The sequence below is a fragment of the Pseudoduganella rivuli genome (genome assembly GCF_009674485.1).
GTDB lineage: Bacteria > Pseudomonadota > Gammaproteobacteria > Burkholderiales > Burkholderiaceae_D > Rugamonas > Rugamonas rivuli_B.
Window position 1 is genome coordinate 18,194 of sequence record NZ_WKJJ01000016.1, and the last position, 19,297, is coordinate 37,490.

A 19,297-nucleotide genomic window follows, 5' to 3' on the forward strand; every position below is an offset into this window, starting at 1 on the left:
AATTCAAGCGCCCAATAAAAAACGCTATCGGTGGGATAGCGTTTTTTTATTGGGGCGGGCCGGAATTAATCGGCCGGTTGTTCCGCTTCGGCGGGCCAGTCGCGGATATATGCCTTGAGCATGCGGTTTTCAAAGCTTTGCGCTTCCAGCACGGCGCGCGCCACGTCATAGAACGAAATCACGCCCAGCAGGGTTTTCGCATTCATGACAGGCAGGTAGCGGGCATGCTTTTCCAGCATGATCCGGCGCACTTCATTGACTTCGGTATCCGGCGTCACGGTGATCGGGTGGTCTTCCATGTGCTTGCGCACGGTACCGCCGCCAACCGAGCCATCGTTTTCGTGCAGCGCTTTCAGCACTTCACGGAACGTCAGCATGCCGACCAGGTCGCCGAATTCCATCACCACCAGCGACCCGATATCCTTTTCCGCCATGGTTTTCGCGGCTTCCACCAGCGGCTGGTCGGGAGTAATGGTGTAAAGAATATTGCCTTTAACTTGCAGAATTTCGGAGACTTTCATTTTGGGCCGTCCTGTTATTCGTAATCGGGGGGTTCATCGTTAGCCTTAAGACCGAATGTAACGTATGGATAGGAAAAAATCCAGTATTGCACTGAATGAAATCTTCACTCTTTGCAACGCTGTTGTTCAGAGAATAAATTTCAGAGTACGATTCCGGCAACTCAACCTTCTCAATCCACCCAAGAGAGCCATCATGAGCGGTCCCCAATACCCTGGTTTCGATACGCTTGCTTTGCATGCAGGCGCCGCGCCCGATCCGGCCACCGGCGCCCGTGCCACCCCGATTCATTTCACGTCGTCGTTTGCGTTCCGCGATTCCGACCATGCGGCGTCGCTGTTCAATATGGAACGCGCAGGCCACGTGTATTCGCGCATTTCCAATCCCACCAATGCCGTGCTGGAAGAGCGCATCGCGGCGCTGGAAGGCGGCGTGGCGGGCATCGCCACCGCCAGCGGCCAGGCCGCCATGCACCTGGGCCTGGCCACCATTGCCGGCGCCGGCTCGCACATCGTGGCGTCGCGCGCGCTGTATGGCGGTTCGCACAACCTGCTCGGCTACACGCTGAAGCGCTTCGGCATCGAGACCACGTTCGTCGATCCGCGCGACCTCGATGCGTGGCGCGCCGCGATCCGCCCTGAAACCAAAGTCCTGTTCGCGGAAACGCTGGGTAATCCCGGCCTCGACGTGCTCGACATCCCCGCCGTCGCGGCGCTGGCGCACGAACACCACTTGCCGCTGATGGTGGATTCCACTTTCACCACTCCGTACCTGATGCGCCCGTTCGATTTGGGCGCCGACCTGGTATTCCACTCCGCCACCAAGTTCCTGTGCGGCCACGGCACGGCCATCGGCGGCTTGCTGGTCGACGGCGGCACCTTTGACTGGCAGGCGGCCTACGATAAAACCGGCCGCTTTGCCGAACTGTGCGAACCGTACGACGGCTTCCACGGCATGGTGTTCGCGGAAGAATCCACCGTGGCGCCGTTCGCGCTGCGCGCGCGCCGCGAGGGTTTGCGGGACTTTGGCGCCGCCATGAGCCCCCACAACGCGTTCGCCATCCTGCAAGGCGTGGAAACGCTGGGCCTGCGCATGGAACGCCACGTGGCCAATACGCGCAAGGTGGTGGACTTCCTCGTGTCGCACCCGGCCGTGGAATCCGTGTCGTACCCGGAGCTGCCGTCGCACCCGGATTACGAACTGGCCAAGCGCCTGCTGCCGAAAGGCTGCGGCGCCGTGTTTTCGTTCACGCTGAAGGGCGACCGCGCCGCGGGCCGTCGCTTCGCCGATGGGCTGAAGGTGTTTTCGCACCTGGCCAACGTGGGCGATGCGAAGTCGCTGGTGATCCACCCCGCTTCCACCACGCACTTCCGCGTTCCCGCCGACCAGCTGGCAGCATCCGGCATCGCCGAAGGCACGATGCGGCTGTCGGTGGGCCTGGAAGATCCGGCGGACTTGCTGGAAGACCTGGCGCGCGGATTGAAACTGGCTACCGCCTTGGCGCAGAAAGGAGCGTGAGATGATTGTCGATATTCACGGCGTGCCCGCCTACGCCTATACCGGCGGCAAGGCCTTCGATCCCGACCTGCCCACCGTGGTGTTCATCCACGGCGCGCAAAACGACCATTCCGTATGGGCGCTGCAAAGCCGCTACCTGGCGCACCACGGCTACAGCGTGCTGGCGGTGGACTTGCCGGGCCACGGCCGCAGCAAGGGCGCCGCCAAACGCACTGTGGAAGAGATGGCGGACTGGCTGCTGGTGGTGCTGGCGGCCGCCGGCGTCACCCGGGCCGCGCTGGTGGGCCACAGCATGGGGTCGCTGATTGCGCTGGAAACCGCACATAAGGCGCCCGACCGCGTGACGAAACTGGCGCTGCTGGGTTCCACCTTCCCCATGAAGGTGTCGGATGCGCTGCTGGGCACATCGCGCGACAACGAACAGGCGGCCATCGACATGGTCAATATCTTTTCCCATTCGTCGATGGCGCAAAAACCGTCGTGCCCCGGCCCCGGCTTTTCCGTCATGGGCGGCGCGCGGCGGCTGATGCAGCGCATGTCGCAGATCAATCCGGAACAGCTGTTTTATACGGATTTCTTTGCCTGCAACGCCTATGCGAACGGCGAGATTGCCGCGCAATCCGTGGGCTGTCCCGTCCTGTTCGTGCTTGGCGCGAAAGACGTGATGACGCCGCCGAAGTCGGCCAAAGGCTTGCTGGCGGCCATGCCCCATGCGAAAACCATCACCGTCGATGCGGGCCACGCGATGATGCAGGAACAGCCGGACGCCGTGCTGGACGCGCTGGCGGCTTTCCTGCGCTGACCTGCCCGCCGCCTGATCCGCACCGGATACCAGGGATCAGGCGGCGCCCTCGAAGTGCTGCACCAGGCTCACTTGCAAGCCCTGCTCGACCGCCCCTTCCACGTGCCGCGCCAGCTGCGCCGCCTCGACGGCGGCCAGGCGGTCCGCCTCGTCATCGCTGTCGCCGGCCGCGCCGGCATTGATCGCCATGCCGCCGAACACGAACACGCGGTACACATCGGCCAGGGTCAGGCGCTCGACATTGGCGAGTAATACCCAGTTATCGATCCCTTCGCTGACCCGCTTGCCCCACTGCACGCGGGGCGGCGCATCGGATTTGACCTTGCCGACCCAGCCCTGGGCCGCCATCCGTTCCAGCAACGTATCCATTTCATCGAAGCCGATGCGCGTGCACGCGCGGATCGCCGCCGCACTGACCAGCGCCGTGTCGCCATAGCGCGACGCCGCGTACAGCACTTTCAGGATGGCCATGGCATCGACGAATTCCCCGCCCGGCGGCGCTTCGTGCCACCATCGTTCATATTTCACGACCGGCAGCGCCGCGACGAACAGCGCGCCGATCAAGGTGATCAGCCACGACAAATAAATCCAGATCAGGAACAGCGGCAAGGCCGCCAGCGCGCCGTAAATCTTCGAATACGTGGGAAATTGCGTGATGAACACGGCAAAACCCCGCTTGGCCAGCTCGAAGAACAGCGCCGCCAGCAAGCCGCCCCACAGCGCATCGCGCCAGTCCACCTGGCGGTTCGGCACCACGGTGTACATCAGCGTGAACCCTGCCGTGGTGGCAGACAGCGACAGCAGCGTGTACAAGATGGCGCCCAGCACCGGCACGTCGCCCACCAGGTCGCTGGTGGCCATGTACACCTGGGTCGACATCGACAGCGACACGCCCACCAGCACCGGCCCCAGGGTCAGCAGCGCCCAGTACACGAGAATACGGCGCGTCCAGCTGCGTTCCGCCTTGACCCGCCAGATGCGGTTGAACACTTTTTCAATGGTGCCCATCATGGCCACCGACGTGAACACCAGCGCCACCGCACCGACCGCCGACAGGCGCGTGGCCTTGCTGGCAAATATCGTGACATTGTTGAGGATCGGCGTGGCGATCTGTTTCGGCATCACGTTTTGCACGAAATACGCTTCCAGCGCCTTGCGCAGCACGGCAAACATAGGGAAGGTCGTGAAAATCGCCAGCGCGATGGTGACCAGCGGCACCAGCGCAAACACGGTGGTAAAGGTGAGGCTGCCTGCCACCTGCGGCAAGCTTTCTTCGCGCAGGCGCCGGCCTGCAAAGCGCAGCATGTCGCGGATTTCGCGCCATGACAGCGAACGGACGGCGCCGACGCCATCTTGCACATTGCGCGAGACCGACGCCAGCAAGGGGGAAATCAACGGGGAGATAATCTTGTTAACCATGAAGCTGTCTAAAAATCGTGTGGCCCATATAATAATGCAATGACCACACCAGACCTCATCATTCTTGTCTTATATTACTCCCGCCATGGCGCCACCCGCCGTCTTGCCGAGCTGATCGGCCAAGGCATCGACAGTGTGCCGGGCTGCGAAGCGCGCCTGCGCACCGTGCCGGCCGTGTCCAGTGTAGCGGAAGCAACGGCATCGAATGTGCCGGATGACGGCGCCCCCTACGTGGAACTGGACGATTTAAGGGATTGCGCGGGGCTGGCCCTGGGCTCCCCTACCCGCTTCGGCAACATGGCGTCGGCCATGAAGTATTTCTGGGATGGCACGTCGGCCGAGTGGGTGTCCGGCACGCTGGCAGGCAAACCGGCCTGTGTCTTCACGTCGACCGGCAGCCTGCACGGCGGCCAGGAATCCACGTTGCTGACCATGATGATCCCGCTGCTGCACCACGGCATGATGGTGATGGGCTTGCCTTATACCAATCCCGAACTGATGACGACGTCCAGCGGCGGCTCGCCGTATGGCGCCACGCACTGGGCGGGACTGGACGGCAAGCGGACGCTGACGGATGATGAGAAAAAGCTCGCCGTATCGCAGGGCAAGCGGCTGGCGGAAACCGCCTGGAAATTGCGGAGCGCATCATGACCGACCCGATAATCAAGCCAATGAACGATAACAAGCAGAAGTTCTTCCATATCGGCGCGGTCGCCAGCATGGGATTGCTGATCCTGTGGTGCGTCGCCTGGGAAACCCTGATCGCGCCGCTGAAGCCGGGTGGTTCGTGGCTGGCGCTGAAAGCCGCGCCGCTGCTGTTCCCGCTGGCCGGCATCCTGAAACGCGACATTTATACGCTGCAATGGACATCGATGATGGTCTTGCTGTACTTCGCGGAAGGCGTGGTGCGGGGCTGGAGCGACCTCGGCGCCACGTCGTCGTGGCTGGGCTGGGGCGAAGCCGCCATCGTCATCGTGTACTTCATTTGCGCCGTCATGTACGTGCGCCCCTACAAGCAGGCGGCCCGCAAGATCGCCAAGGACTTGCTGGACAAGGTCAATACGACTGCAAAATGACACCATGACCCACGCCACCGCCCTGCCGACCGCCGCCGCCCACGCCTTCCTGGCCCACTGCCGTACCTTGCTGGGCGATGCGCACGTGCTGACGCGTGACGGTGAAATGGAGCCCTATTTGACGGACTGGCGGGGACGTTTCACCGGCAGCGCGCTGGCCGTGCTGCGGCCGGGTTCCGTGCAGCAAGTCGCCGATACGGTGCGGGCTTGCGCCCAGTGGCGCGTGCCCATCGTGCCGCAGGGCGGCAAAACCGGGCTGGTGCTGGGCAGCGTGCCGGACGGCACGGGAACCGCCATCGTGCTGTCGCTGGCGCGGCTGGATCGCATCCGCAACGTCGACCCGTTCAACCGCACCATCACCGTCGATGCCGGCTGCATCCTGCAAATCGTTCAGCAGGCGGCGCAAGAGCATGGCTGTTTGTTCCCCCTGTCGCTGGCGGCGGAAGGCAGTTGCACCATCGGCGGGAACCTGGCCACCAACGCGGGCGGCACCGCCGTCCTGCGCTATGGCAATATGCGCGAATTGTGTCTGGGGCTGGAAGTCGTGACGCCGCAGGGTGAACTGTGGGATGGCTTGCGCGCGCTGCGCAAGGACAACACGGGCTATGACTTGCGCGACCTGTATATCGGCGCGGAAGGCACGCTGGGGATTATCACTGGCGCGGTGCTGAAGCTGTATCCGCAGCCGAAAGCGTGCATCACGGCGCTGGCCGCGCTGCCGTCGCCGGAAGCGGCGCTGGACTTACTGAAACTGGCGCAAGACCGCTGCGGCGCCAGCCTGACCGGTTTTGAACTGATGTCGGCGTTTTGCCTGCACCTGGTGCGCACGCAATTTCCCCAGTTGCCGCAGCCGTTCACGGCGGCCCATCCTCAATATGTGCTGCTGGAATTGTCCAGCAGCGAATCGGAAACCCACGCGGTGGCGCTGCTGGAACATACCATTGGCGCGGCGCTGGAGCGCCACATCATCGCCGACGCCGTGGTGGCCACGTCCATCGCGCAATCGCAATCGCTGTGGCAATTGCGCGAACATATCCCGCTGGCGCAGGCCAAGGCCGGCAAGAACATCAAGCACGACATTTCACTGCCCGTGTCGTCGATTCCGGCCTTTATCGCGCAGACGGCGCCGCGCCTGCAGCAAGCCTTTCCCGGCTGCCAGCTGGTGTGCTTCGGCCACCTGGGCGACGGCAACCTGCATTTCAACGTGGCGCCGCCGGATGGCATCGGCCATGATGCCTTCCTGGCCAACCAGGCCGAAGTCAACCGGCTGGTGCACGATGCGGTCGACCATTTCGACGGCTCGATTTCCGCCGAACACGGTATCGGCGCACTCAAGCGCGACGAACTGGCGCGCTACAAATCGCCGCTCGAACTGAACCTGATGCGAGCCATCAAGCAGGCGCTCGATCCGCACAACATCATGAACCCGGGGAAAATCCTGTGAAGCTGCCGCGCACCGCCCTGCTGTTGATCCTCCTGGCCGGTGGCGCCAGCCACGCGCAAACCGTGCACAAATGCACGGTGGACGGCAAGGTCACGTACACGGAGCAGCCGTGCCAGGCCGGCACGGCGGCCGTGATTGCCGTCCCCGAAGCCCCGCAGCCCAATCCCAATGCGGCCGCCGACTTGAAACGCATGCAAAAGGAAGCCAGCACGCTGGAACGCGAACGCCACAAGCGCGAAGCAGCCGACGACCGCGCCCAGCAACAGGCGGCCCGCGCGGCGCAGGCGCGCCACAAGCAGTGCGCGAAGCTGAAACTGGAAAAGAAATGGGCCGATGACGAAGTGCGCGGTGCGCTGGTGCAAAACCTGGACCGCGCCAAGACGCGTGCCCAGCGCGCCGCCGACAAGCTGGCGCTGGAGTGCCCGGGCTGATGACGGATTCCCCTGTAAGCCGCGGCGGCGTGCAGCGCCGGCGCCTGGCTGGCTGGTTGCTGTTTGGCGAGTGGCGCTCGCACCCGATACGGGCCCTGACCGCCATTGTGGCGATCGCCATCGGCGTGTCGCTGGGTTTCGCGATCCACCTGATCAATGCCGCCGCCTTCAATGAATTCTCGACCGCCGTGAAAAGCCTGTCCGGGCAGGCCGACGTGCAAGTGAGCGGCACGGAAAGCAATTTCGACGAAGCGATCTACGCCACCCTGGCGCAACGGGATGGCGTGGCCGTCGCATCGCCGGTGCTGCAAATCCACGCGTCGGTGCCCGGCCAGCGCACGCCGCTGGAAATCCTCGGCATCGACATGTTCCGCGCCGGATCGATCACGCCGGACTTGATGGGCATCCCGGCGGAAGACCATCCGATGGATGCGCTGGCCGACGACACGGTGTTCCTGTCGGCCGCCGCGCAAACGTGGCTCAATGCGCCACCCGGCGGCACGGTGCGCCTGCAGGCCGGCACGCAGCCGCTGACGTTGCGGGTGGCGGGCCCCCTGGCCCGCGCCCGCGCCGGGCAGCGGCTGGGCGTGATGGACTTGGGGACGGCGCAGTGGCGCTTCAACCGGCTGGGCAAACTGACCCGCATCGATTTGAAACTGCGCGACGGCGTCGCCCGCGCCACGTTCAAGGAAGCGCTGGCGCGCGACCTGGAGCGCGCGTACCCGGGCCGCTTCCACGTCGGCAGCCCGAACGACGATGACCAGAACAGCCGCAACGACAACATGAGCCGCGCCTACCGCGTCAACCTGTCCGTGCTAGCGCTGGTGGCCTTGTTCACGGGCGCCTTCCTCGTGTTTTCCACGCAGGCGCTGTCGGTGATCCGGCGCCGCAGCCAGTTCGCGCTGTTGCGCGTGCTGGGACTGGAACGGGGCCAGTTGCTGCGCCAGGTGATGGTGGAAGGCCTGTCGCTGGGCGTGGCCGGCAGTGTGCTGGGCGTGGCGGCCGGCTACGGGCTGGCGGCCGGCGTGCTGCAACTGTTCGGCGGCGACCTGGGGGCGGGCCTGTTTTCCGGCGTGCAGCCGGAAGTGCAATTCACGCCGGTGGCGGCCCTCGTGTATTTCGCGCTCGGTGTCGGTGTCTCGGTGCTGGGCAGCGCCGCGCCGGCCATGGAAGCGGCGCGTGCCCGTCCCGCCATTGCACTGAAAGCCGGTGCGGAAGAAGCGGCGCTGGCGCGCTTCGCCCCGGCCTGGCCGGGTCTCGTGTGCCTGGCGCTGGCGGCGCTGCTGTCGCAATTGCCGCCGCTGTGGGAATTGCCGATTTTCGGCTACCTGTCGATCGCGCTGATGCTGGTCGGCGCCATTGCCCTGATGCCACGCCTGGCGGGACTGGTGTTCCGCCAGCTGGCGTCGGTGTGGCAGCGGGGACCGGGCCGTAACGACCAGTCGTCGCCGGTGATGGCGTTGACCCTGTCCCGCCTCGCCAACGCACCGGGCCAGGCCGGCATGGCGCTGGGCGGCGTGCTGTCGAGTTTCAGCCTGATGGTGGCGATGGCCATCATGGTGGCCAGCTTCCGCGTGTCGGTCGACCAGTGGCTGCTCGACGTGCTGCCGGCCGACCTGTATGCGGCCAGCGCCACCGGCGGCGGCACCGCGGGGCTGACACCGGACGAACAGCAGCAAATGCGCTCGCTGCCCGGCATCGCCAAGGCGGATTTCCTGCGCGCCAAACCCTTGCAGCTGGATCCGGCCCGTCCGCCCGTACTGCTGATGGCCCGCAACGTCGATGCGGCAAAGCCGGAATCCGTGCTGGCCATGGCCGGTCCCGCATTGCCTGTCCCGGCGGGCCGTTTACCCGCGTGGATATCGGAACCGATGGCGGACTTGTATAACGTGCACCCTGGCGCCACATTGACGTTGCCGCTGGCTGGCGTACCCCGCGATTTCTTCGTGGCCGGCATCTGGCGCGACTATGCGCGCACGCACGGCGCCGTGCAGATCCGCCTGTCGGATTACCAGGCGCTGACGGGCGACATGGATATCAACAACGTGGCGCTGTGGCTTGCCGGCGGCGCCCGCATGGACGAATTGAAGCGCGCGCTGAAGGCATTGCCGTTCGGCGCATCCCTGGAATTGAATGAACTGTCTGAAATCCGCACCCTCAGCATGAAACTGTTCGACCGCAGCTTTGCCATCACGTATCTGCTGGAACTGATCGCCATTGTCATCGGCCTGGTGGGTGTGGCCGCCACCTTTTCCGCGCAAACCTTTGCGCGCGCCCGCGAATTCGGCATGCTGCGCCATATCGGCGTGACGCGCCGGCAAATCCTCGCCATCCTGTCCATCGAAGGCGGCGCGCTGACGGGGCTGGGCATCGCCACCGGTTTCGTGCTGGGCTGGGTCATCAGCCTGGTGCTGGTGTTTATCGTCAATCCGCAATCGTTCCACTGGACCATGCAACTGCACTTGCCGTGGACCTTGCTGGGCAGCGTGGCCGCCGCGCTGCTGGCCGCGTCCGCCCTGACGGCGCTGGCGTCGGGGCGGCGGGCGCTGTCCGGGGCGCCGATCCGGGCCGTCAGGGAGGATTGGTGATGAAGCGGGTTTTACATGCCGTAACCGCCATGTTGCTGGCATCGGCAGGCCTTGCCGCACACGCGGCGCCGCCCGTCTATCCGCCGGTCACGCCCCTGCCCCCCGGCCAAACGCTGCAATTCCCCCGCGACTATGGCGCCCATCCCGCCTATAAAACCGAATGGTGGTACGCGACCGGCTGGGTGAAAACGCCGGACGGCAAGGAACTGGGCTACCAGGTCACGTTCTTCCGCGCCGCGCCGCCGCACGACACGGCCAATCCCAGCCGCTTCGCACCGCACCAGTTGATCATCGGCCACGCGGCGCTGTCCGATCCCGCAGTGGGCAAGCTGCGGCATGACCAGCGCTCCGCCCGCGAAGGCTTTGGCCTGGCCTACGCGAAAGCCGGCGACACCGACGTGAAGCTGGACGACTGGCGCATGGTGCGGACACAGGACGGGGCGTATCACGTCAAGCTTCCCGCCACCGGTTTTACGCTGGATTTGACGCTGCGTCCGCGCCAAAGCGTCATGCTGCAGGGGGAAAACGGCTTTTCACGCAAGAGCCCCGATCCGCTCAGCGCCAGCTATTACTATAGCGAACCGCAACTGGACACCACCGGCACCATCACCGTCACCGCCGCGCGGGGCGGCGCCAAAGCCGTGCCGATGGCGGTCACCGGCGTCACGTGGCTGGACCACGAATGGTCGAGCGCCTACCTGGACCAGGACGCGGCGGGCTGGGACTGGGTCGGCATCAACCTGGACGACGGCGGCGCTCTGATGGGCTTTCATATGCGTAGCAAGACAGGTGGTAAACTGTGGGCGCACGCGACATGGCGTGACGCATCCGGTAAGATCACGCATTACGCGCAGGACCAGGTCAGCTTTACCCCGCAAAGGCGGTGGCGTTCGCCCCGCACCAATGCCGAGTATCCCGTTGCCACCCAGCTTGCCACAGGCGATATCCTGTGGCAGATCGCGCCCCTGCAGGACGACCAGGAGCTCGATTCGCGCCGCAGCACGGGCGCGGTGTACTGGGAAGGCGCCGTGACGGTGCGGCGCGATGGCGCCCAGGTGGGCAAAGGCTACCTGGAGCTGACAGGCTATGTACGGCCCATGAAACTGTAAAGACTAGAAATTCCAATGAATAACAGCATCGCAGGCAACAGCAACTCCACCCCGGCCGACAGTTCCAATACGGCGCCGGCCCCCGCCAATTCCGACGCGCGCGACATGAAAAAAGGCAGCCTGGCCGCCCTGAAAGGCTTGCTGCCCTTCCTGCGCCCCTACAAGAAACAATTCGCCATGGCGGGCGTGGCGCTGGTGGTGGCCGCCGGTGCGACCTTGGCGATTCCCGTCGCGTTCAAGCAAATGATCGACATGGGCTTTGGCGCGGCTGGTACCGCGGGCAACCATATCGAGCATGTCAACGCCGTGTTCCTGGCGCTGTTCGGCGTGGCCACCGTGCTGGCGCTGGCCACTGCCGCGCGCTTTTACACGGTGTCGTGGCTGGGCGAGCGCGTCACGGCCGATATCCGCAGCGCCGTGTACCGTCACGTCGTCACGCAAAGCCCCGAATTCTTTGAAACCACGCAGACCGGCGAAGTGCTGTCCCGCATCACCACCGATACCACGCTGATCCAGGCGGTGGTCGGCACCAGTATCTCGATGGCGCTGCGCAATGTGTTGCTGTTCCTGGGCGGCCTGGCCATGCTGTTCGTGACGTCGGCCAAGCTGTCGTCCATCATTATCGGATTGCTGGTCCTGACCGTGGTGCCGATCGTGATGTTCGGCCGCCGCGTGCGCAAGCTGTCGCGCGCGTCGCAGGACCGGATTGCCGACGCGTCCGCCGTCGCCGGTGAAATTCTCAACGCGATGCCGACCGTGCAGGCGTTCACCCATGAAAAGATCGAGACGGACCGCTTCGGCGCGTCCGTGGAAAGCGCGTTCAAGACGGCCATGGAACGCATCCGCGCCCGCGCCTTCCTGACCATGCTGGCCATCGTGCTGGTGTTCGGCACCATCGTGTTCGTGCTGTGGCTGGGCGCCCATGCGGTGCTGGAAGGCGCCATGACAGGCGGCGAGCTGGGCCAGTTCATCCTGTACGCCACCACGGTGGCGGGCGCCATCGGCGCCCTGTCCGAAGTCATGGGCGAAGCCCAACGCGCGGCCGGCGCCACCGAGCGCCTGCTGGAACTGATGTCCGTGAAATCGGACATCCAGTCCCCTGCCCACCCGCTGGCGCTGCCCCCGCGCGCCGCCAACGGCGCCGCGCTGACGCTGGCCGACGTGACATTCTCGTATCCGTCGCGTCCCGACACGGCGGCGCTGGCGCACCTGTCGCTGGACATCAAGCCGGGCGAAACCATCGCCGTGGTCGGCCCGTCCGGCGCCGGCAAGACCACGCTGTTCCAGCTGTTCCTGCGCTTCTACGACCCGCAACTGGGCTCGATCAAGCTCGATGGCGTCGACATCCGCCAGCTGGACTTGCATACCTTGCGCAATGCCATCGGCATCGTGCCGCAGGATACGGTGATCTTCTCGACCGACGCGATGGAAAACATCCGCTATGGCCGCGCCGACGCCACCGACGAGGAAGTGATCCAGGCCGCGAAGATGGCGGCCGCCCACGAATTCATCGAGCGCCTGCCGAACGGCTACCAGTCGTTCCTCGGCGAGCGCGGCGTGCGCCTGTCCGGCGGCCAGCGCCAGCGCATCGCGATTGCCCGCGCGCTGCTGAAAAATCCCCCGCTGCTGTTGCTGGACGAAGCCACCAGCGCGCTGGACGCGGAATCGGAACGCCTGGTGCAGGGCGCGCTGGAAGCGGCCATGAAAGGCCGCACCACCGTCATCATCGCGCACCGCCTGGCCACCGTGCAGCGCGCCGACCGCATCATCGTGATGGAAGACGGCAAGATCGTGGAAACCGGCAACCACGCGACCCTGGTGGCGCTGGGTGGCATTTATGCGAATCTGGCGGCACTGCAGTTCCATAACGTGCAAGTGGTGCACTGAGCACCGGATAATGTCCTATCCCTACCTCAGCGACGTCGTCTTTGCCCTCACCGGATACCAACTACCGCTGCCCTTCGCCACCTTCGGCCTGATGGTGGCAGTGGCCCTGCTGGACGCGTCCAGTTGTCTGTCGGCAGAAATGCGGCGCCTGCACGGCGCTGGCATGCTGCCCATGGCCTGGCGCGCGCAGCGCGGCGTGACGCTGCGCATGGCACCGCACGACGTCGTCCCCAACCTCACATTGCTGGCCATGTTTGCCGGCGTGGCCGGCGCCCGCGTGTTCCATATTTTTGAACACCTGGACAGCTTTGCCGTCAACCCATCGGACATGATTTTCAGCCGCTCAGGTCTCAGCGTACTGGGCGGACTGCTGTTCGGCACCGTCGCGGGACTGTGGTTTATCCGCCGCTGGCACTTGCCCGCGCGGCCGATGCTGGATGCGGTGGCCCCGGCCATGATGCTGGGCTATGCGATCGGCCGCATCGGCTGCCAGGTTTCCGGCGATGGCGACTGGGGCCGCGTGGCGGACATGGCGTTGAAACCGGACTGGTTGCCGACGTGGTTCTGGGCCCAGACTTACACCAACAATATTTTCGGCGAAGTCATTGCCGCGCCGGGTGTCTATCCGGCGCCCGTCTATGAAATCGTGATGGCGCTGGGCGCTTTCCTGCTGCTGTGGGCGTTGCGCAGGCACGCGTTCCGGCAAGGCTGGCTGTTTTCCCTGTACCTGGTGCTGGCGGGACTTGAGCGCCTGGCCATTGAACAAATCCGCGTCAATCCGGTGCTGGACTTTGGCGTTTTCCATGCGACGCAGGCGGAAGCCATCGCGCTGGCGATGACAGCCGGCGGGATTGCCGGCTTGCTGGCGCTGTCGCGCCGCGCGCCTTCTTCGCTCAAACCTGCTTAGCTTTGCGGCGGCGCGCCGCGATGATGCCCGCCAGTCCCAGACCCAGCAATCCAAAGGTTGCCGGTTCCGGCACCGTTGCCTGGTTGCCGAAGAATTCCAGTTCATTAATCTGGTGCATGTAGTTGCCCACCGTGTGGGTCGACTGGTAGCGGAAGATGCTGTAGGCGGCCGGCGTGACGAAGTCCACGTTGGCCAGGTATTCATTCACCTGCAGGCGGGTATTGCCCCACGCCGACACGCCTGGCTTGTCGTACGCAAAGATCGTCGTGTAATTGACGCCGTCATTCGAGCCCAGGATTTTCCAGTTATCCGAATCGCGGTCCGTCGCATCGTTGCCGGACGTTGCCGTAAAACCCGTCAGCACGTAGCGCTTGGTGCCGAAATCCGCCTCGACCCAGACATTGCCGGCGTCGCAGCACCATTTGGCATCGCCGCCGCCGACCACGTTGTCGAACACATTGAAGGCGCCTTCGCTGTAAAAGAACGGTTCCACGCTGGAGCGGAACGTCGCGTTGTAATTGAGGTAGGACGATGCGTTGCCATTGTTTTCCGGGTCGGTCAAATCCCCGCCGCGCAATGCGCCCGAACCAGTGCCGCGCACCACCATCGCCTGTGCGGCGCATGAGAAAGCCAGCGAAGCAAACAATACCGCCCTGACAACGTTTTTCATCATAACCCCTGTAAGAATTGTAAAAATATTTGTTTCTTTAAGTTAATGTTACTTGATTTAAAGAAAATATAAAACAGGTGTAACTTAAAGACACAGGAAGTAACCGGGACTTAACCACAGTGCCGTCGGGTACAATGCCATCCTTTCAGGAGACTCCCGTGACCGACGCCGAACTGCGCCTGCGCTGCCATACCGTCCTGCCCGGCCACCGCCAGCAAACCCCTGCCGAACTGTTTTCCGCCATGGGCGCCTGGTGTGCTCAGCACAACGTGACGCATGACGTCTACGGCGAGGGGGAGCTGATCCAGGCGTTCGAAGCGAAAATCGCGGCGCTGCTGGGTTTTGACGCGGGGGTGTTCTGCGTCACCGGGACCATGACGCAGGTGACGGCGCTGCGCCTGGCATGCGCCGAGCGGGGCAGCCGGCTGGTGGCGCTGCATCCCACCGCGCACATCTTCAGGCATGAACGGGGCAACCATCAGTTGCTCGGCCACTTCGATGCGCTGCAAATCGGCGACCCGCAGCGCCCGTGGACGCTGGACGACCTGAAAGCCATTCCCGACAAGCTGGGCGCCGTGGTGCTGGAATTGCCGGCCCGCGAAATCGGCGGCCAGTGCCCGGGCTGGGACGAACTGGAAGCCATCAAGGCGTATTGCCGCGCGCAGGGCATCCACCTGCACATGGATGGCGCGCGCCTGTGGGAAACCGCCGCCGCGTATGGCAAGTCGCTGCACGACATTTGCGCGGGTTTCGACAGCGTCTATGTGTCGATGTACAAGGGTATCGGCGGCCTGGGCGGCGCCGTGCTGCTGGGAAGCCCATCGTTTGTCGGTGTGGCGGCGGAATGGTTCCGCCGCTCCGGCGGCAATGTGATCCACCGCTCGCCGTATATCGTGGCGGCGGCCATGCAGCTCGATGCGCGCCTGGCAGCCATGCCGGATTACTTCCGCCGCACGCGGGCGCTGTATGAAACCTTGCGCGCCTTCCCGCAACTGACGCCGAATCCCGCCGCGCCGCAGGCCAACATGCTGCACGTGCACATGCCCATCAGCCGTGACCGCGCCGTCGGGCTGCGTATCAAGGTGGCGGAACAGCACGGCGTGTGGCTGTTCAACCGCGCCGGCCACGCGCAATTGCCGGGCCACAGCGTCACCGAATGGTACGTGGGTGACAACCTGCTGGCGCTGGACGATACGCGCCTGCACGAGGCCCTGACACTGTGGTGTAACGAACTCTGAAAGACCCTATGACTTTTGCTTCACTTGAACTGATCGACCCGTTGCTGCGCATGCTGGCCACGGTCGGCTATACCGAACCGACGCCGGTCCAGCAACTGGCGATTCCCGCCATCCTGCAAGGCCGCGACGTACTGGCCGCCGCGCAGACCGGCACCGGCAAGACCGCCGGCTTTGCCATCCCGCTGCTGCAGCGCCTGGCCACCGAGGGCGAGCGCGCCGCGCCCGGCATGGTGCGCTGCCTGGTGTTGACGCCGACCCGCGAACTGGCCGAACAGGTATTCGAAAGCTTCCGCAGCTATGGCCGCAATATCCCGATGCGCGCCTTTGTTGCCTATGGCGGCGTGCCGATCGAACCGCAGATCGCCAAGCTGCGCAAGGGCCTCGATGTACTGGTGGCCACGCCGGGCCGTTTGCTGGACTTGATGGGCCAGGGCGAAGTGCAGTTCGACCAGTTGCAGGCGGTGGTGCTGGACGAAGCGGACCGCATGCTGGACCTGGGTTTCGCCAACGACCTCGAACAGATCCTGCTGGCGCTGCCGGACGACCGGCAAACCCTGCTGTTTTCCGCCACGTTCCCGCAAGTGATCCGCGACCTGGCGCAAGTGCTGCTGAACGATCCCGTCACGATCCAGGCCAGCCCGCGCAACAAGGCCGCCGCCACCGTGCGCCAGTGGGCCATCACCACCGACAAGCGCCGCAAGGCGGCCCTGCTGGTGCACCTGCTGAAAAAGAAAGACTGGGAGCAGGTGCTGGTGTTCGTGAAAACCCGCAAGGGCGCCGACGTGCTGGTCGAGCAACTGCAATCGCAGGGCTTCAAGGCCGATGTCATCCACGGCGACAAGGCCCAGCATGCGCGCCTGCGCGCGCTGGAACGCTTCAAGGCGGGCCAGGTGCAGTTGCTGGTGGCCACCGACGTGGCCGCGCGCGGCCTCGATATCGAAGCGCTGCCGCTGGTGGTGAATTTCGACTTGCCGACCGTGGCGGAAGATTATGTGCACCGCATCGGCCGTACGGGCCGGGCCGGCATGGAGGGCGAAGCGCTGTCGCTGGTGTGCGCCGACGAAGTCGAACCATTGCGCGCGCTGGAAAAACTCACCAAGCAAATCCTGCCCCGTACCGAGGTGGCGGGCTTTGAAGCGGAGCACCGCGTGCCGGAAACAGCGCCGGCGCCCAAGGCGGCCGCCAAGCCGGCGAAGAAGGATGGCGCCGCGCAGCGCAAGGCGCCCGCCAAACTCAATGCCGATCCGGACCAGCCACTGAGCGCCGATCCCCGCTTCCGCAACGACCTCGATGGCGACTTTCCCGCTTCCGCATCGACACCGCGCGCGGCAAAACCAGCGCAAGGCCGGTCCGGACAGGGCGGACGGCCGGTCAATGGCCCGGCACGCGCCGGAGGTCCGCGTGGCGCCAGCAACGCGGCAGGCGGCGCACCGAAAGGCGCGGTGGTCGTCACCGGTGGACGGGGCGCGAAATCCGCCGCCAAAGCGGCGGCCAAGGCCACCGCGCGCGACGGCGGCAAGCGCCCCAAGCGTTAAACAGCCGTCAGCGCCACCTGCTACAATCGCAGGCTTACTGGAACATTTCGCACCCGTTGGAGATTTGAATGCAGCAATACCTGGACCTGATCCGCACCGTCCTCGACACCGGCAGCTGGCAAGACAACCGCACCGGCATCCGCACCCTCAGTGTGCCAGGCGCCATGATGCGGTTCGACCTGCAAAAGGATGGTTTTCCGGCAGTGACGACCAAGAAGCTGGCATTCAAATCCGTGGTCGGCGAACTGTGCGCGTTCCTGCGCGCGTCGCGCAGTGCAGCGGACTTCCGCGCACTGGGCTGCAAGGTATGGGACCAGAACGCCAATGAAAACCAGCAGTGGCTGGACAATCCGCACCGCACCGGCACCGATGACCTGGGCCCGGTCTATGGCGTACAATGGCGCCAGTGGCCTGGCTACAAGCTGCTCGACGCCGCCGCCGAGGCGCAAATCGCCGACGCGCAAAAGAACGGCTTCCGTATCGTGGCGCCGCTGACGGAAGACGGCGTGGATAAAGTCCTGATGTACAAGGCCATCGACCAGTTGCGCGAATGCCTGGACACCATCGTCAACAACCCGGGCAGCCGCCGCATCCTGTTCCATGGCTGGAACCCGGCCGTGCTGGACCAGGTGGCGCTGCCGGCCTGCCACTTGCTCTACCAGTTCATCCCGAACGCCACCACCAAAGAGATTTCCCTGTGCCTGTACGTGCGCAGCAATGACATCGGCCTCGGTACGCCATTCAACCTGGCCGAGGGCGCCGCGCTGCTGGCGCTGGTGGGCCGCCTGACGGGCTACACGCCGCGCTGGTTCAGCTACTTCATCGGCGATGCCCACATCTATGAAAACCACCTGGACATGGTGCGGGAACAGCTCAAACGCGAACCGTTCCCGGCGCCGACATTGGTGATCTCCGACCGCGTGCCGGATTTTGCCAAGACGGGGAAATACCAGCCGGAGTGGCTGGAAAAAGTGGAGCCGTCCGACTTTTCGCTGGAAGGCTACCAGCACCACGCGCCGATCACGGCGCCGATGGCGGTCTGACCGTCAGTCAGTTCGCCATCCACGCCATCGCCTGCACCTGGATGTGCGGGTGGCTGGCCAGCGGCTCCCACTGTGGCAGGAACACAAAACCCTGCTTCTGGTAAAACCGCGCCGCCGGCGCATTGTCCGGCGACACATCGAGCGCCACGCGCGTATGCCCCGCAGCGACAGCGTGGGCTTTGACGGCATCGACCAGTTGCGCCGCGACGCCGGAACCCCGATGGTCTTGCCGCACCCACATGGCGATCAGCTGGTACCGGCCATCGCCGCCGGTCACACCACCCGCGATGCCCACCGCGTCTTCGCCGTCCCATGCGAGGAAAAATGCGATGCCCTTGCGGCCCGCCGCGTGGGCGCGCCAGTCGTCGTCCGTGTTGGCCGACGACTGCGCATGCGTGACACCAAACGCCGTGGGCGCATCCAGCAACGCGGCCAGCCGCGTCGCCTTCAGTTGCGGCCAGTGCGCTTCCGTGGTGGGCAGGACCGTCATGCCGACGCCAGCGCGCTCTTCACCAGCACGAACACTTCATGGCGGATGGCCGGCTCGGCCGCGTCGAACTCCTTGCTCGCCTTCAGGTAGGCGGGCTTCTTCAGCGCCGCCTTCTCTTCCTTGGTGGCTTCCGGCGCCGTCTCGCCGCCCAGGCGCGCATGGCTGTTGTACTTTTCCTTGAGCACTTTCTGGCCATACGACGACTGGTAGAAACGCGTCATTTCCGTCACGGTGTCCGCCGACAGCAATTTCGCGATGGGTGCGGACAGGCGCTGGTAGACATTGGCGGGCGTCTGCGTCAGCTTGTCCACCTTGGCCATGGCGGCCACGCGGGCCTGCTCGTTCGGGAAGCGGCTGGCGCCGGCCACCGAGCGCACCAGTTTTTCCGCCTGCATGGCGGCCAATAACTCCTGTGCAGCCTTGACGGCGGCCGCATCGGGCGCGGCGGCCGGAGCCGGCGCCGCCGGTGCCGTGGCGCCGGCGGTCGCGGAGGCAAAGGCCGCCAGGGAAATAACGGCCGCACCGGCCAGCGAAGTGATGAAATGCATGGAAGCTCCTGTTGGTATCGGGTCGCGCCAGGCGGCGGGATACGCCGCCCGGAAAACCCCGCATGCTACCAGA

General features: G+C 64.8%; 18 protein-coding genes. 13 read left to right on the forward strand and 5 right to left on the reverse strand.

The annotated features are described in order from the left end of the window. Positions 1–65: 65 nt before the first annotated feature. The gene (locus tag GJ700_RS23460; protein WP_154378494.1) at positions 66–521 is read right to left on the reverse strand and encodes a CBS domain-containing protein; all 456 of its coding nucleotides are present in this window, start codon (positions 519–521) and stop codon (positions 66–68) included. 193 nt (positions 522–714) lie between these two features. Between GJ700_RS23460 and GJ700_RS23465 the strand changes: the two genes are divergently transcribed. Both GJ700_RS23465 and GJ700_RS23470 read left to right on the forward strand, forming a co-directional pair. Continuing rightward, positions 715–2,037, forward strand: coding sequence for an O-acetylhomoserine aminocarboxypropyltransferase (locus tag GJ700_RS23465; RefSeq protein ID WP_154378496.1), 1,323 nt, complete (start codon positions 715–717; stop codon positions 2,035–2,037). 1 nt (position 2,038) lies between these two features. Next, a complete protein-coding gene (locus GJ700_RS23470; protein WP_154378497.1) occupies positions 2,039–2,839 on the forward strand; it encodes an alpha/beta fold hydrolase in 801 nt (266 codons plus the stop codon). Between the two features lie 36 nt (positions 2,840–2,875). Here GJ700_RS23470 and GJ700_RS23475 read toward each other — a convergent pair whose 3' ends face one another. Beyond that, complete coding sequence (locus GJ700_RS23475) at positions 2,876–4,258, reverse strand: YihY family inner membrane protein (protein WP_154378499.1); 1,383 nt, start codon at positions 4,256–4,258, stop codon at positions 2,876–2,878. 39 nt (positions 4,259–4,297) lie between these two features. On the opposite strand from GJ700_RS23475, the gene wrbA reads away from it, so the two are divergent. From wrbA to GJ700_RS23515, 8 genes are all read left to right on the forward strand, one after another. Beyond that, positions 4,298–4,909: an NAD(P)H:quinone oxidoreductase gene (gene wrbA / locus GJ700_RS23480; protein ID WP_154378501.1), complete on the forward strand. Its 612-nt coding sequence runs from the start codon at positions 4,298–4,300 to the stop codon at positions 4,907–4,909. Next, positions 4,906–5,334, forward strand: coding sequence for a DUF2069 domain-containing protein (locus tag GJ700_RS23485; RefSeq protein ID WP_229507203.1), 429 nt, complete (start codon positions 4,906–4,908; stop codon positions 5,332–5,334). Before wrbA ends, GJ700_RS23485 begins: the two co-directional genes overlap by 4 nt. A gap of 4 nt (positions 5,335–5,338) precedes the next feature. Further along, a complete protein-coding gene (locus tag GJ700_RS23490) occupies positions 5,339–6,778 on the forward strand; it encodes an FAD-binding oxidoreductase (protein WP_154378503.1) in 1,440 nt (479 codons plus the stop codon). Further along, positions 6,775–7,209, forward strand: coding sequence for a DUF4124 domain-containing protein (locus tag GJ700_RS23495; protein ID WP_371868092.1), 435 nt, complete (start codon positions 6,775–6,777; stop codon positions 7,207–7,209). The genes GJ700_RS23490 and GJ700_RS23495 overlap by 4 nt, the downstream gene beginning before the upstream one ends. Further along, entirely contained in the window at positions 7,209–9,797 is a 2,589-nt protein-coding gene (locus GJ700_RS23500) for an FtsX-like permease family protein (protein ID WP_154378505.1), read from the forward strand. Before GJ700_RS23495 ends, GJ700_RS23500 begins: the two co-directional genes overlap by 1 nt. Further along, positions 9,797–10,906, forward strand: a complete 1,110-nt coding sequence (locus GJ700_RS23505; RefSeq protein ID WP_154378507.1) for a lipocalin-like domain-containing protein — start codon at positions 9,797–9,799, stop codon at positions 10,904–10,906. The genes GJ700_RS23500 and GJ700_RS23505 overlap by 1 nt, the downstream gene beginning before the upstream one ends. A 105-nt stretch (positions 10,907–11,011) precedes the next feature. Next, positions 11,012–12,793: an ABC transporter transmembrane domain-containing protein gene (locus tag GJ700_RS23510; protein WP_229507216.1), complete on the forward strand. Its 1,782-nt coding sequence runs from the start codon at positions 11,012–11,014 to the stop codon at positions 12,791–12,793. A gap of 10 nt (positions 12,794–12,803) precedes the next feature. Then, positions 12,804–13,700 (forward strand): prolipoprotein diacylglyceryl transferase, encoded by an 897-nt coding sequence (locus tag GJ700_RS23515; RefSeq protein ID WP_154378511.1) that lies wholly within the window; start codon positions 12,804–12,806, stop codon positions 13,698–13,700. Here the strand turns inward: GJ700_RS23515 and GJ700_RS23520 are convergent. After that, positions 13,687–14,373 carry a discoidin domain-containing protein gene (locus GJ700_RS23520; RefSeq protein ID WP_154378513.1) on the reverse strand — a complete coding sequence of 229 codons (687 nt, stop codon included), beginning with the start codon at positions 14,371–14,373 and terminating at the stop codon, positions 13,687–13,689. The genes GJ700_RS23515 and GJ700_RS23520 overlap by 14 nt on opposite strands. Positions 14,374–14,528: 155 nt before the next feature. On the opposite strand from GJ700_RS23520, the gene GJ700_RS23525 reads away from it, so the two are divergent. From GJ700_RS23525 to GJ700_RS23535, 3 genes are all read left to right on the forward strand, one after another. Beyond that, entirely contained in the window at positions 14,529–15,608 is a 1,080-nt protein-coding gene (locus tag GJ700_RS23525) for a threonine aldolase family protein (protein WP_371868093.1), read from the forward strand. A gap of 8 nt (positions 15,609–15,616) precedes the next feature. Then, entirely contained in the window at positions 15,617–17,143 is a 1,527-nt protein-coding gene (locus tag GJ700_RS23530) for a DEAD/DEAH box helicase (protein ID WP_154378517.1), read from the forward strand. Between the two features lie 68 nt (positions 17,144–17,211). Beyond that, the gene (locus GJ700_RS23535) at positions 17,212–18,186 is read left to right on the forward strand and encodes a thymidylate synthase (protein WP_154378519.1); all 975 of its coding nucleotides are present in this window, start codon (positions 17,212–17,214) and stop codon (positions 18,184–18,186) included. A 7-nt stretch (positions 18,187–18,193) separates the two neighbouring features. Here GJ700_RS23535 and GJ700_RS23540 read toward each other — a convergent pair whose 3' ends face one another. Both GJ700_RS23540 and GJ700_RS23545 read right to left on the reverse strand, forming a co-directional pair. Continuing rightward, positions 18,194–18,676 (reverse strand): GNAT family N-acetyltransferase, encoded by a 483-nt coding sequence (locus GJ700_RS23540; RefSeq protein ID WP_195763991.1) that lies wholly within the window; start codon positions 18,674–18,676, stop codon positions 18,194–18,196. Continuing rightward, the gene (locus GJ700_RS23545; RefSeq protein WP_154378521.1) at positions 18,673–19,224 is read right to left on the reverse strand and encodes a hypothetical protein; all 552 of its coding nucleotides are present in this window, start codon (positions 19,222–19,224) and stop codon (positions 18,673–18,675) included. Before GJ700_RS23545 ends, GJ700_RS23540 begins: the two co-directional genes overlap by 4 nt. Positions 19,225–19,297 lie beyond the last annotated feature (73 nt).